Origin of the sequence: Dysgonomonas mossii, from assembly GCF_004569505.1 — a bacterium.
Classification (GTDB): Bacteria; Bacteroidota; Bacteroidia; order Bacteroidales; family Dysgonomonadaceae; genus Dysgonomonas.
The window spans coordinates 268,763-282,096 of the sequence record NZ_SPPK01000002.1 but is presented as its reverse complement, the minus strand read 5'-3'; the positions used below and the strand labels follow the sequence as shown (position 1 = coordinate 282,096).

Genomic DNA, 13,334 nt, shown 5'->3' with positions numbered 1-13,334 from the left:
GTAAGTCCGAAAGTCATTCTTATCAGGATTTTAAATCCTTATAGTAAAGTTTCGTGGTTGCAAACCCCGAAGGACGGAGGACAAAATAAAACAAAATCCCCTAAACTTGAATGAGTTTAGGGGATTTCTTTCCTCAGCAGCCTTTCCTCTTGCCTTTGAAGTAGAAGCCGCTGTCGAACGATTTCCTACCTGAGCCTTCGCCCATCACCTTGTCGCAGCACCCATCTTGCGGACGCCACAACGGATAGTGGGCACTACACTTGGAGAGAAAGTTCATCAGTTGATTTTTTAACACATCGCCATCGTTCTTTATCCACTGGCGAAGTTGTGCAAGGTCTTTGATATCTACGGCTTTGCTGTTCTCACTCTCACGGATGGTGATACCTTTGTTGACGATGGTAGCCCAATGGAAAGGCAATGCCTGATAGACGGCATAGAACGACAAGGCGGGGGCAAGGCGCACCACAAGGTCGCTGTTGTGCGCCGTAAGGCTGTTTTCGGTTATCTGTGTCTTGAGCTCGGTCATCAATGCTTCGCCCAGTACAGGTTCTATATGTAGCTCTTGCGCAATGCAGATGTAAGGTACAAACTCGGTGATGTCGGTGTTTGCTGTCACGGGAGAGTGCTGCTTAAAGAGGCTCTCGGTGATAAGTGGAATTTGTATGTATTCGTTCATTTTATGTTTTTGTTTAATTGTTTTTTTACTTGATATGCTTTCTTTTACCCTCTTCGTCCTTAGGGGTTTGCAACCCCTAAGGCTTACTATAAGGATTTAAAATCCTGATAAGAATGACTTTCGGATTGCAAATCCGAAAGAACGGTGAAGAACGGCGGAAGTTTTATTATTATTCTCGACTTTTTATTCATATTGCGATTAAACTTATACTACTTTTGCTGGTCTTAACTATAAAGCTAAATATAAAATTAAACATTATGAAAAAGATTAAGCTCCTTCAAAGAACGCTCTTCGCTGCTTTGTTTTCGCTTATTTTAGCATCGTGTGCTACTGTACAAACAGGTGTACAGCAGTTGGAATTGGGGATGACCAAGTCGCAAGTAATAAAGAGATTGGGTTCCGATTTTCAGCTTGTAACCTTGACTCAAACCAACGAGGGTAATCTCGAAGTATTGCGTTATACACAGTATGAGCCGGGAGCCGAAAGGATTCCAACAGACTACTATTTTTTACATTTCCTCAACGGGAAGCTGGTAGAGATAAACAGTGACAAAGCCGGATTTTATTATCCCGACCGTCCCAATCGACCTAATCGCCCACTCAACCCGCCAAGAAGATAAAAATTGCATCCAATATTTTTAATGTGCCAATATGCTGATAGATTCAGCTATTGGCACATTCTTATATAGCCCTATCAGAAATCTGCCCTACGATATCCAAGTCACGCAACTCAAGTTTCTTATATCCGTTGTTGATCGTAAAAATGCTGAGTGTGTCCAATATCCGTCGGCGAAGCTGGTGAATAACGGTCTGGTTGTAAAGTACAAACGAGTTGATAATTTCATTGGCATTACCCGACAGATTGCCCGAACCCGACAGCCCCGCCAAGGTAGGTGATGTAAGACGATGCGCCGAAATAATCTTCTGAAAAATAATTTCATCCACATTGTTGTACAAGTCGGCATTGTTGCTCGCCGTGTATGAAGTCACCACAGGCTTCACTTCCTGACTTTCGCCCCAAAGCACCACAATGCTGTTTGCACCGTTCGTACCCGCATAGCTGCGTTCTATATCGGTTTGGAACTGGTCCTTCTGATCTTCGCTCGGGTTGCTCGGCATAGTGATGATGGTAGAGGGCACAAAGCCGTTGTGAATAGAGTTGCGGTAGAATTTGCCCAGCAATCCGTCCGCTTCGATGTAGTTCAACGCCGAGTAGTATTGCGGTACAGGATAATGGTCGAGGCTTGGCGCATAGTCTTTGTAATAGTACAGATACGGAACGCCCTTTTGCATCTCCTCGCTGCCGTAGGCTTTTATCGCCACAGGTGCATACTTGCCTGCCGTGCGTCGCCAGTCGTTAGACAGATAGAAGCTGAGGTTGATGCCAAAATCGTTCACCTCTCCTATCCTCACCTTACTAAAGTCGGTGTGATAGAGGCTCATGCTCTTGCCATTTTCGTTGAGGATGATCTGGAAGCAATACCCGCCAAAGGTGACATAGTCTTTGGCTACCTTTTCGATGAGGTCGTCCCAGCTATCGTTTGGATTGGGCTGACCGTAATACTCCGTACCGTCAATTCCCGATCCGCAGATATAAGTCACTTTGTTTTCTATCACCGCCTGATTGATTGCCGACTCGTTGTTGAGCTCGATAATGCGCTGTGGCAGGAGATTGTCACGATCGTAGTTTATCCAGCCTTTGTGGTTTTTGGTAAAAGTGGGATACGTGCGCACGGTATCCGACAGCTTAATTACTGTGTACGTTTTTTCTTCTTTTCTCATATCGTTTTTGATGTTATCAATTACATCAATAGATAATTATTGGAGAAAATGATGAAAAAGAGGGGGATTCTTTATAATAATCGAGAGACTTTGGTAATTAGCATGGCAGAGTAATAATACTATAAATCATTTCATAACTTGATTTTTATCACTAAATATTTATTAAAAAATATTAGTTAAATTTTAACAACAACACAAAATCTTTTTGTACATTTATCAACTCAGTTACTAAACATTGATATCACCTCATAAGTATTACAGGGTCTGATAAAAGACCACAAAAAGCATATGTTCAGGATATTACTCCATGTATAATATCTGATTTATGCTCTATAGATTTGCGATAGACATATTGTTAATAAAAGTTACATATTCTTCCATAAGAATAAATAACAAATTGTTTAATTATTAAATCTTATAGTTATGAGAAAAATTGTACTATTGTTTAGTTTATCAATTTTCACGCTACTTGCCGTCGGACAGGTAGAAACAAGGAGCTTTCCTAATGGAAATGCTATCGATCAGGTAAAAACAATACAGAAACGAACAAAATCGATCACAAAAAAGCAAATGCCATCTTTTGACGTACAACAAATGCTCAAAGAAGATTTGATTGTAGACAAAATGGGCGATGCTCCTTATCGCTTTGGAAAAGGCTTCGATGTGAATTACAGTTTGCAAGACGGAAGCTGGGCGAGTACCGACAATGGCAGATTATGGTCGATGAACGTTGAGTCGCAAGGGGCTATTTCTATCAATTTTATATTCAACAACTTCTACCTTCCCGAGGGAGCAGAGTTGTATATAACAAATAAAAAAGGAACAATGCTTTATGGCCCGGTAACTCATAAAGAGAATACCAATAGCGGATTTTTCATGACTGACCTTATAGAAGGAGATAATGTTACTATTTATTTGTTCGAACCTTCAGATCAGAGGAATAAAAGCAAACTGACTATCGAAAGAGTAGTACATGCCTATCGGGGAACTATTTCTACGAATGTTAGCAAACTCAAGGGCTATGGCGATGCAAGATATCCTCATAATGATGTAGTTTGCTATCCCGACTGGAAAAGTGAATCTGATGCTGTATCGGTAATTCTTCTAAGCAATGGAACGGAACTGTGCAGTGGCTCATTATTAAACAGTTACCATAGGAATCCATATTTTCTCACAGCTTTTCATTGCATTGACAGCAATACAGACAGAATATTAAGTACCACCGAAAAGTCAAATGCAGAAAAATGGCTGTTCAAATTCCATTTCACAAGAAATGCTTGTGGCGGAACATCTGCAACAACAGGTATTACATGCAATGGAGCAACATTCAGAGCAGCATGGGCTAATACCGATTTTGCGTTAGTAGAAGCAACGAATGCGCCATATTATGGATCAGCAAGAGCTTCGTTCTTAGGTTGGGATCGCAGTGGTGCAACATCTCCGCAAGGAATCGGAATCCATCACCCGGCAGGGGATGTTATGAAGATATCTTTTGACAATCAGAGTATAACAACAAATAATAGCGTAATAAACTTTCCGGGACAAGCTTTTGCTATAGGCTCTATCTGGAATGTAAATTTTGACAGTGGAGGAATAGAAGGAGGATCTTCGGGCTCTCCGTTATTCAACTCTGACAAAAAAGTAATCGGTCAACTGATTGGGACTACAACAGGTTCCTACACCTCTGTATTTTATGGTAGATTTGATCAATCCTGGACAGGAGGAGGAACAGACGATACACGGTTAAGTAATTGGCTTGACCCTTTTGATGCAATTGGAATGACAGCAAATACGGTTTATATGCCTCTTCCGGAAATAAAAAAAGGGACTCCGGACTTTGTTAACAGAAACGAGATTTGTCAGTTCTTCTTGGATTACTACAGGGGTAATCAAACCATCAATTGGCTAAGCAATAGCGACATGACTTTAATCAGCGGACAGGGAACCGCTTGGGCTACTTATCGTGTTTCAAGTACAGCCTTAGGCAATGTGAAAGTAGAAGCGAATATAGGAACTGAAATAAAGCTAACAAAATATACCTCTGTATTTTACAGACACTTTGGGGGAGTCGACAGCTATTTTTACGGACAAACTTCTCCTATAATTCTAGTGGGAGGAACTAATACAGAACCCACATGGACCTATGATTCTTATTTCTTCGACAAGGTGAGTGATTACAATCCCGAGCCTAAAGTCTGGGGTATTATGCTGAAATCGAAATATAATGGTTCCACTCCAATAACTACAACAGTGACAGTAAAACAGGATGGAGTAACATTAAGCAAAGTGGTAACACTAAAACCTGCAACCACCAAATCTCTTATCGTAGAAGATACTCCTATTTTCAAAAATGTCCGCATCTATAATATATACGGAGTAAAAGTATATGAAGAAAAAAATACCGTGAACTTCAATATAGAAAACACAAACCTTAACAGGGGTATATATTTCTTCGAAAGTACAGATAACGAAGGCAATATAGTTCGAGAAAAAGTAATGAAGAATAAATAGTATAAGCTAAATACATGAATAATAAGAAATGCGAGCTTTAAAAAAAACTCGCATTTTTATTTAACCTTCAGAGATATAATAATCACCTGTGCCCTTTCGGTGTCGTCTCCAAAAAAAGTTTATCTTTCGACAACTCTCCCTCTATAAAACACATTCCAGTTATCCTTTCCATACCCGTCTTCCGAGTATTCAAACGATGAAGCCGAAGCCTCTTTGACTACCATCCCCTGATAGAATACCTTCCAGTTATCTTTGCCATAGCCGCCACCGATATATTTAAATGAACTAGCAGAGGCATCTTCGATCTTTTGGTCTCGAAAGTAAACACTGAAATTATCTTTTGAATAACCGCCGCCTATAGACTGCAAGTTTTGATTTGCAACAGCTTTACCTCTAAAGAAACTCTTCCAGTTATCCTTACCGTAGCCACTTTCCGAATATTCGAACGATGAAGCCGAGGCCTCTTCAACTACCATCCCCTTATAGAATACCTTCCAGTTATCTTTGCCATAGCCACCACCCAGATATTTAAAAGAGCTGGCAGAGGCATCCCTTAACTTTTCTCCTCGAAAATAAACAGCGAAATCATCTTTCGAATAACCACCGCCTATAGACTGCAAATTTTGATTTGCAACAGCTTTACCTCCAACGAAAGTCTTCCAACTATCCTTACCGTAGCCACTTTCAGAGTATTCGAACGATGAGGCCGAAGCCTCTTCAACTACTATCCCCCGATAGAATACTTTCCAGTTATCTTTGCCATAGCCGCCACCCAGATATTTAAATGAGCTGGCAGAGGCACCCCTTAACTTTTCGCCTCGAAAATAAACAGAGAAATCATCTTTTGAATAACCGCCGCCCAATGACGTTATCTTTCTTTGGCAAGAAATCTTCACTTTGGCAGATTCTTGTGAATGATGCTCTATAGCCGACAAGTCAGCAGAGTGAGTATACAAAAGTGTCAATATAAATAATGCAATCAACTTTTTCATAGTATTTACATTTATAGTTTTATTCCTGTTAGAATATAAATCTTGGAGAAGGTTTAATTGTCTCAAACGAAAACTACTGCGTCGCAGAGGATTTACAATCCTTTGCTTCGCTTTCTCTCTGTGATACAAATAATAGGAAGGGGTTTATTCCTATCAGACTTAAAAACTCCGATAGCTAAAAAAACTAGTTCTCTTTTACACGTTCTTTCAGCTCTTTAATTTCTTTATTTTGGTTTTCGATTTTCTTATCTTGCTCTATAACGTATAAGGTCAATTCTTCTATCTTTTGTAGAAGTTTGGCTTGCATTTCCACCACATTTATGCCGTCTTTTAATACTTCTTTTTCGCTAGGAATATCAGGAAGATGCTTATTCTCCTTTATATGAGCTTCTACTTCCGAAAGTGATGGAAGCCTGTAACATTCGTCGAAAACAAAGTCAGACCATCCTGTAGCCTCAATCTTAACTTCGTTACTACGGATAGTACCATTCACTTCGAATAGCTTGTCTGATAATTTGCACAAATCCGTCCCATTATTCACACTAATAGTAATAAAACCTCCTGTTCTTGAATTTCCTCGAAAAAAGTTTATACTGCTATTTAGTTCACCATAAAACATATGCTCTAAACTAAAAGATTTAGTATTCGCAGCTGTATTATAAGCCTTCACTCCCAAATAGGTCCCTTCGCCCACAGTATTACCCTCCCACAGCCTAGCTAAAACCGATTTGAGTAAATTAGGCGATGTTTCAGCAACATCAATGCTTTTAGCCTTTATATCTCCATTTATATCTAGCTTAGCTTGAGGGCTTTTAGTTCCAACACCAATATTGCCTGATGGCAAAAAAACCATCCAGGGAGCATTATAATTTGCATTCATGGTTCCCCCTCCAATAAAGCCATATGTTAATTGATCTCCCTTACCCAAGGCTCCAAAAGAAAATATCTGAGGTCCCTTATTATGAGTAAAGTTAAATTCCCGAGCCCACACAGTGGGATAATCCACATCTATATTTATACCTAGAGGATAACTCGGAGGATTTGTTACAGTAAAATTTTGCCCGCAAATATTTATCGAAAACATTATGACTATTATTAAATACAATACTTTCTTCATAAGACTAAGCTTTTACAAGGTTATTATAATAATTAGGAAAAAATCAAAGTTAAAAATATATCTTTCTTCTAAAGAAAACTATTCGCCTAATGAAGTCACTATACTCCAAAATACTTTACCATCAGGCATCTGAAAATCTATATACTCCGTGCCCATAAATCCATCTTTCTTTTGCATACTTAATTTTTCAGATATTATCTTATCGCCTTTCTTATTTCTTAGCATAAATTTACCATCATGAATCAGATGTGCAACTAAATTATTTAAGTCTCGCAAAAAATAGTAATCTTCATTTTTGAAATCAATATTTCCAAACTTCTTTCTTCTGTATTCATCATCATAGTCATACCACCAATCTGTTATCACATACTTTTGTTTTTCTGTAGAAAACAGTTTTTCCAAACTAAGAAACTTCTCATAAGTATGCTTTTTTCTTAGAACTATGTATTCTCTCATATCCGCTTGTCTCAGATAAATGGTTGCATATCGCTTATTAATGACTAGTATCGAGTCAATAATAGTATCTAGCATTATAGGATGTAATTCTTTATAATGAAACTTATCATATTCCATTTGTGCATATGATGTAGCAGAGAATACACATATTACCAGAAGCAGAAGACGTTTTTTCATAGTGAAATAAATTAATAAATATAATATTTTTCGTCGCAAGGTTTTTTACTTCCTTCCTCCCTTTTCTCTCTGTCATCCTTCGAACACACCACCAAATATACAAAGAATCGCCCTATTCATCATCTTTCCACAAAATTATCTATTACTATACAAACAACTAAAAAACGTATGGTAACAGTAGAATTAAACAACGTAAAACTAGAAATCCCCGAAAATTGGAGCGACATCAAACTATCACGCTACGAAAAACTTTACATGCAAAAGCCCGAGACTAAGCTCGATCTGGTGCATTTCGTTGCCGATGTGTGCAATATCGATGCGAATGTACTGCTGGAATCGCCCGCGCAGGTGTTTAATGCCCTTGCCGAGATTGTAGACTTTGTGTTCGACAGCGAACTGCCCCCTGCTAACGCCATAAAAGTAGGAGACACAGAATATTTCGTATCCTTTGCCGACAAACTTACCCTCGGCGAATGGGTCGATGCCGAAAATGTGATCGGTACCGACAGCAAGTGCAAACTCTCCGAACTGCTGGCTATCCTTTGCCGCCCTATCGGTGAAAAGTACAACCCTGACTTGCTGGGCGAACGTACCGAAATGTTCAAAAACCTGACATGCGACAAGGCACTTCCGCTGATCAGTTTTTTTTTATCCAAAAAGAGAGAATACGAAGCGATTTTGAACCACTATTCGACGGTAATGGCTCAAGCCGCCCGGTTTCTAAAGGATACAAAGACTTTTGCAATAAATGGGGGTGGTATAAAACGATTGCCGATCTGGCAGAGGATAAGATACACCTATTTGATACGATCACTCGAAAAACAGTTGGCGAAGTGTTCGGATTTCTCCTCTACAAAATAGACAAGTCGCACGCCGAAGAAGACCAGTATAAGTTTGAGAGACAGATGAAGAGGTGAACTTCACCTCTTTTCATCATTTTCTAAGAAAATTATCTATTAATAAACACATCCTAAATTTTTAGAAATGATAGAAAGCATAATCGACATTTTCAGACAGCAAGCCCGTGAACAGAAGCTTATCAAAGCCTTCTACTATAGGCGCAATTACGAGCTGGGCAGTGGCAAAGAGGCCTATCCCCTCTTTTGGCTCGAAGACCCTTTGCGGGGCAATAACCGAAACAATACATTCTCTAACTCGGTGAACTTCTCAATACTATTTCTCCCACAAAGTGAAGAGTCAGTAAGCCACTTGCAAAACCTTGCCTTCTCTACCGGGCTGAATATCATAGAGCGTATCAAGCGAAACCGCGACACACTGGGCATCTCCATCACTCCCGATTGGGATTATATGACTCTCAGCGATTACTACGATGACAATGCGGCGGGTTGTCGTTTTTCGGTCAACTTTACACAGGCAAACATGCAAAACCTATGCCTTATCGATCAGCAGTTCGATGCAAACAAGGAGTTCGAAAAAGGTCAAACCTTAAAGAGCTTCGACTTATCGCCTGCGAGCAATTGCGAAGTGTTTGTGAATAAGTTTCCCGATTTTGATCTGAAAACAAAGAAGTAATAAATCTAAAGCAATGACACCCTCACTAAAAAAAGCAATAGATCAGATAACGAACGAAATAGCCATTCTTGCTGGTGATATTTTCAAAGACGACAAAATCAGCAGAAACCCCAAGGTGAATAAAAACACACTGCGAGAGAAGGCGAAAGACGTGAACGTATCGTGGCGAGCAGCAAACGGAAATATCGTGATCGAAGCCTATTTCGACAATTATATCACCTTTCTCGAAAAAGGCAGAGTACCCCGCAAAGGTAAGTTTCCGCCATTGGATGAACTGCGAGACTGGGCACTATCGAGAAGCATCCCTACCGACAACAGCACCCTTTTTCTCATCGCACGTGCCATCTGGCGAGACGGACACGAAGGGCGTCCCATACTGGCAACATTGGAAGAAAAGATAGACCGCAAGTTTGAAACTGAATGGTACGACCAACTTTTTGAAGCAACGATCGACGAATTGAATAAATATTTCAACTGACGGATAAGTAAGTAATTAGCAATAGTTATTCAGGTATTTTGTAGGGATAACCCTTGTGGTTACCCTCAATTGGACGGGCAGGGACAAGCCCCGCCCCTACCTACCGTCCTTTCGGATTGTAAATCCGAAAGTCATTTACCGCTCTACCGTCCTTTCGGATTTGCAATCCGAAAGTAATTCTTGTTAGGATTTTAAATCCTAATAGTAAAGCTTAGGGGTTGCAAACCCCTAAGGACGGAGACTTAGGACGGACAAATACACATCAACATTTTCATACAACTAAAACAACATCACAATATGGGATACTTTATTAACGGCTCAGACATAGCCAAAGCAACAATAAAACCCGCAAAGGTTTCTCTGGCGGGTAACCCCAATTATATACAGTTCGAAGCCAATGTTGCCGCAAAAGGCAAGCCGGTAGAGATACAACTCAAGCTCACAGGGTGTGGCTATGTCTTTATCAGACCCGATGTGCAGGGCATAAAGATATACGAGAATATATCATCATTTAGCATCATAGAAGCCGAATCGGGCATAGAGCATAAGTTTGAGGGCACATCCGACCCCGATAAACTAAACGAGCCCGGAGCCTTCTATCTAGGCAAATACAATGAATACTCGGGACCCGCCTGGGAATACGAATACCACAACACGGCACTGGCTCTGAAAGAAGGTTTGGAGAAAAATGAGTTCTTCAAGAATTTCAATATCTCCATATCGCCGGATGACAATAAAACAATAAATATCGTATCAAACGATAGCGGAAAAGAGTATGTCTTTTCGTTTGTTTTTCGAAAAAACAGCAATGGCAGAGACAGAACTTTTTTCGGTGTCGCAGGCAATCCCGCAGAGACTTATCCCGCAGGCACAGACACGATCGCTATCGGTTATGACAACGTGGGGATACACCTCGATATGTACAAAGACACAGGCATATTCCTTGGCGAAGACGACACCCCCTCGAACGACAATATGGATACAAAGGCAATAACGCTTACCAAAGCATATTCATATACCCCGCTGTGGTTCAATACAAATATACTGGAAAACAATACGATACCCACAACCTTTCTGAAGGCAGAGGACTGGGTTGACACGGGAACGATCAAAGATTTTCGGTTTACAGCAAAACGTGTGATCACCGACAAAACCGTTTCTCACACCACGCCGTTTTACCATTCGTCTGTACTCTACTCCATCGCCGGATACAACCGCACGTTGGAGAAAAACGACCTTTCTGACTATGTGTTCGACACAAAAGAAAGGTTTAAAAACGTCGAAGCCATAAAGAGGGTAAAGCCGTTGACCAATCAGCCTCAGCTCTTTCATATAAAGGGGCAAACACAGTATTTCAATTTCATACTGTCCGATGCCGAGCATAGCAAAAACATTGCTGATGAGTATAAGTTTGGCATCTGTTATGAGCTGTTGTCGCAATCGGGGCAAATGATAGCGAAAGAGACTAAGCACCTGAAAGCCCGCAAGGATTTTTTTATGGTAAATACCATCAAGCTTGATATCGACAGCCTGCTCCACCAATACCCCAACACAGGTCTTGTTCGTGCGTATCTGATATATTCGGCCTACGAGTCGCAAGCCATACAGATAAGCCACGAACTCACGTTCGGCATACTTCCCGAATGCCTGTATAAGATAAAGGATTTTGCATTCCTCAACCGACTGGGCGGATGGAGCAGTTTCAACTTTTCGGGAACGGAGCACACCGATTTCAAGGCTGAGGCTAATACAATATTCAAAACGCAGACTCCTCATTTTACAACGAGTAGCGACATCGAATCGGTGTATAGCAAAACCGTTACCGAGCAGTTCACCGTGCAAACAATGCCTGTGCGCAGGGAAGTATGCAACTGGCTCAAGGAAATGAGTGCGTCACGCATGGTTTACGAGCTGGCTACACAGCGATACATCATTGTAGACGAGATGAATATAAAGCCAAATTCTAAGGACGAGCTTTACAGGGTGGAGATGAAGTATCATTATTCTGATTCGTATAACTAGCCAATACGCAACGTTCTTCCATCCTTTCGGATTTAGCTACGTTACACTCCGTTGATTGCTAATTGCAATCCCACCGTCCTTTCGGATTTGCAATCTCCGTTGATTGTAAACGTTCTTTCGGATTTGCAATCCGAAAGTGGTTCTTATCAGGATTTCAAATCCTTACAGTAAGGTTTAGGGGTTGCAAACCCCTAAGGACGAAAGGTTACAAACCCCTAAGGACGAAAGGTTACAAACTCCTAAGGACGGCTCCCTTAAGGACGGCAGAAGGATAGACACTAAAGGCGAAAAGAAAAAAGAGAGAAAACAAGAGAAAATATACAATGAACACAACAACCGTATTTGACAAAAATCTGAAAGCTTACAACTACCCTTACAGGTATATTGTAAACAAAGGTTCTACACGTTCGTCGAAGACATACAGCTTGTTGCAATTACTGTTTTTTATTGCCGAATATTCGGATAAGCCGAGGGTAATATCCATTGTATCGGAATCGATGCCGCACCTCAAAAAAGGTTGTATCCGAGACTTTAAAGAAATCCTGCAAAAGGAGAATAAATGGAATGCCCGACAGTGGAACGCAACGGATAAGATTTACAGGATAAACAACTGCATTATCGAATTTTTCTCGGCAGATAATCCATCTAAAGTACATGGCCCGAGCCGAAATATTTTGTATATCAACGAGTGCATAAATATAGAATATGAAGTGTTCAGACAATTGGCTATCCGTACCACCGATACGATATTTTTGGACTGCAACCCCTGCTTTGAGTTCTGGCTCGACCAGAAAGTACTGCTAAACGACGATGCCATACTGATTCATTCCACATACAAAGACAACGAGTATCTGACGGAGGCGCAGGTGAAAGAAATAGAATCGAACCGAGGCGACAAAAACTGGTGGCAGGTGTATGGCGAAGGGCTTACAGGTTCGCTCAAAGGGTCTATTATGACCAATTGGGAGGTAGTGAAAGAGATGCCCCATACCTACAAAAACCGCTGGATAGGCATAGACTTCGGGTTCACCAACGACCCTACGGCAATAGTAGACATGCGCCTGTCGGAAGGCGAGCTGTGGATAGACGAATTGCTATACGACAAAGGGTACGACAATATGATGATATCCAACGCCCTGCGGTCTTACGGCATAGCACAAGACATCCCTATCGTAGCCGATAGTGCAGAGCCGAAGAGCATCAGCGAGATAAGGTCGCAAGGATGGAGAGTAGAGCCTGCACAGAAAGGCAAGGACAGCATCGTTACAGGTATCTCGATACTCAACCGTTACCGCAAGCGCATCACGCAGCGAAGCACGAATATCATCAACGAGTACCGCAACTATCGCTGGCAGACCGACATCAACGGCGAGGCTACAAACCGCCCCATCGACCGCTACAACCACTCGATAGATGCGCAACGGTATGTCTGCCTCAACAAGCTGATGGAACGTGGTTCGGAGTTGAGCTATTCGATCATAAAGGGAAGGAGATAGATATGAATAAACGAATTGTTGCTTTTGTTATCCCGGCCGCTGGGAAGCATAACAAATACTAAACAGTCACTTAATTTACAAATCAATACAAATC

The 13,334-nt window shown here is 41.0% G+C and carries 12 protein-coding genes; 7 read left to right on the top strand and 5 right to left on the bottom strand.

Going from position 1 to position 13,334, the window contains the following annotated elements:
• Nucleotides 1-133: 133 nt before the first annotated feature.
• Nucleotides 134-676, bottom strand: a complete 543-nt coding sequence (locus E4T88_RS06485; protein WP_135104660.1) for a DUF6712 family protein — start codon at nt 674-676, stop codon at nt 134-136.
• Between the two features lie 257 nt (nt 677-933).
• On the opposite strand from E4T88_RS06485, the gene E4T88_RS06480 reads away from it, so the two are divergent.
• Nucleotides 934-1,296 (top strand): hypothetical protein, encoded by a 363-nt coding sequence (locus E4T88_RS06480; RefSeq protein WP_135104659.1) that lies wholly within the window; start codon nt 934-936, stop codon nt 1,294-1,296.
• A 61-nt stretch (nt 1,297-1,357) separates the two neighbouring features.
• On the opposite strand, the gene E4T88_RS06475 is transcribed toward E4T88_RS06480, so the two are convergent.
• On the bottom strand, nt 1,358-2,458 hold the full coding sequence (locus E4T88_RS06475; protein ID WP_135104658.1) for a phage portal protein: 1,101 nt from the start codon (nt 2,456-2,458) through the stop codon (nt 1,358-1,360).
• A 423-nt stretch (nt 2,459-2,881) separates the two neighbouring features.
• Here E4T88_RS06475 and E4T88_RS06470 point away from each other — a divergent pair, with 423 nt between their 5' ends.
• Nucleotides 2,882-4,969: a T9SS type A sorting domain-containing protein gene (locus E4T88_RS06470; protein ID WP_135104657.1), complete on the top strand. Its 2,088-nt coding sequence runs from the start codon at nt 2,882-2,884 to the stop codon at nt 4,967-4,969.
• 119 nt (nt 4,970-5,088) lie between these two features.
• Here E4T88_RS06470 and E4T88_RS06465 read toward each other — a convergent pair whose 3' ends face one another.
• From E4T88_RS06465 to E4T88_RS06455, 3 genes are all read right to left on the bottom strand, one after another.
• Nucleotides 5,089-5,961, bottom strand: a complete 873-nt coding sequence (locus E4T88_RS06465; protein WP_135104656.1) for a DKNYY domain-containing protein — start codon at nt 5,959-5,961, stop codon at nt 5,089-5,091.
• 184 nt (nt 5,962-6,145) lie between these two features.
• Nucleotides 6,146-7,078 (bottom strand): hypothetical protein, encoded by a 933-nt coding sequence (locus E4T88_RS18255; protein ID WP_228093779.1) that lies wholly within the window; start codon nt 7,076-7,078, stop codon nt 6,146-6,148.
• A gap of 78 nt (nt 7,079-7,156) precedes the next feature.
• On the bottom strand, nt 7,157-7,711 hold the full coding sequence (locus E4T88_RS06455) for a hypothetical protein (protein ID WP_135104655.1): 555 nt from the start codon (nt 7,709-7,711) through the stop codon (nt 7,157-7,159).
• Between the two features lie 168 nt (nt 7,712-7,879).
• Here E4T88_RS06455 and E4T88_RS06450 point away from each other — a divergent pair, with 168 nt between their 5' ends.
• The 5 genes from E4T88_RS06450 (at nt 7,880) to E4T88_RS06430 (ending at nt 13,240) form a co-directional block, all read left to right on the top strand.
• Entirely contained in the window at nt 7,880-8,572 is a 693-nt protein-coding gene (locus E4T88_RS06450; protein WP_135104654.1) for a hypothetical protein, read from the top strand.
• 123 nt (nt 8,573-8,695) lie between these two features.
• On the top strand, nt 8,696-9,244 hold the full coding sequence (locus E4T88_RS06445) for a hypothetical protein (RefSeq protein WP_135104653.1): 549 nt from the start codon (nt 8,696-8,698) through the stop codon (nt 9,242-9,244).
• A 13-nt stretch (nt 9,245-9,257) separates the two neighbouring features.
• Nucleotides 9,258-9,722, top strand: a complete 465-nt coding sequence (locus E4T88_RS06440) for a hypothetical protein (protein WP_135104652.1) — start codon at nt 9,258-9,260, stop codon at nt 9,720-9,722.
• Between the two features lie 297 nt (nt 9,723-10,019).
• Entirely contained in the window at nt 10,020-11,744 is a 1,725-nt protein-coding gene (locus E4T88_RS06435; protein ID WP_135104651.1) for a hypothetical protein, read from the top strand.
• A 323-nt stretch (nt 11,745-12,067) separates the two neighbouring features.
• Nucleotides 12,068-13,240 carry a PBSX family phage terminase large subunit gene (locus E4T88_RS06430; RefSeq protein WP_135104650.1) on the top strand — a complete coding sequence of 391 codons (1,173 nt, stop codon included), beginning with the start codon at nt 12,068-12,070 and terminating at the stop codon, nt 13,238-13,240.
• Nucleotides 13,241-13,334 lie beyond the last annotated feature (94 nt).

Excerpts from the sequence above, each read along its gene's own strand:
- E4T88_RS06485 (WP_135104660.1), bottom strand. The coding sequence starts at position 676 with ATGAACGAATACATACAAATTCCACTTATCACCGAGAGCCTCTTTAAG.
- E4T88_RS06480 (WP_135104659.1), top strand. The coding sequence starts at position 934 with ATGAAAAAGATTAAGCTCCTTCAAAGAACGCTCTTCGCTGCTTTGTTT.
- E4T88_RS06475 (WP_135104658.1), bottom strand. The coding sequence starts at position 2,458 with ATGAGAAAAGAAGAAAAAACGTACACAGTAATTAAGCTGTCGGATACC.
- E4T88_RS06470 (WP_135104657.1), top strand. The coding sequence starts at position 2,882 with ATGAGAAAAATTGTACTATTGTTTAGTTTATCAATTTTCACGCTACTT.
- E4T88_RS06465 (WP_135104656.1), bottom strand. The coding sequence starts at position 5,961 with ATGAAAAAGTTGATTGCATTATTTATATTGACACTTTTGTATACTCAC.
- E4T88_RS18255 (WP_228093779.1), bottom strand. The coding sequence starts at position 7,078 with ATGAAGAAAGTATTGTATTTAATAATAGTCATAATGTTTTCGATAAAT.
- E4T88_RS06455 (WP_135104655.1), bottom strand. The coding sequence starts at position 7,711 with ATGAAAAAACGTCTTCTGCTTCTGGTAATATGTGTATTCTCTGCTACA.
- E4T88_RS06450 (WP_135104654.1), top strand. The coding sequence starts at position 7,880 with ATGGTAACAGTAGAATTAAACAACGTAAAACTAGAAATCCCCGAAAAT.
- E4T88_RS06445 (WP_135104653.1), top strand. The coding sequence starts at position 8,696 with ATGATAGAAAGCATAATCGACATTTTCAGACAGCAAGCCCGTGAACAG.
- E4T88_RS06440 (WP_135104652.1), top strand. The coding sequence starts at position 9,258 with ATGACACCCTCACTAAAAAAAGCAATAGATCAGATAACGAACGAAATA.
- E4T88_RS06435 (WP_135104651.1), top strand. The coding sequence starts at position 10,020 with ATGGGATACTTTATTAACGGCTCAGACATAGCCAAAGCAACAATAAAA.
- E4T88_RS06430 (WP_135104650.1), top strand. The coding sequence starts at position 12,068 with ATGAACACAACAACCGTATTTGACAAAAATCTGAAAGCTTACAACTAC.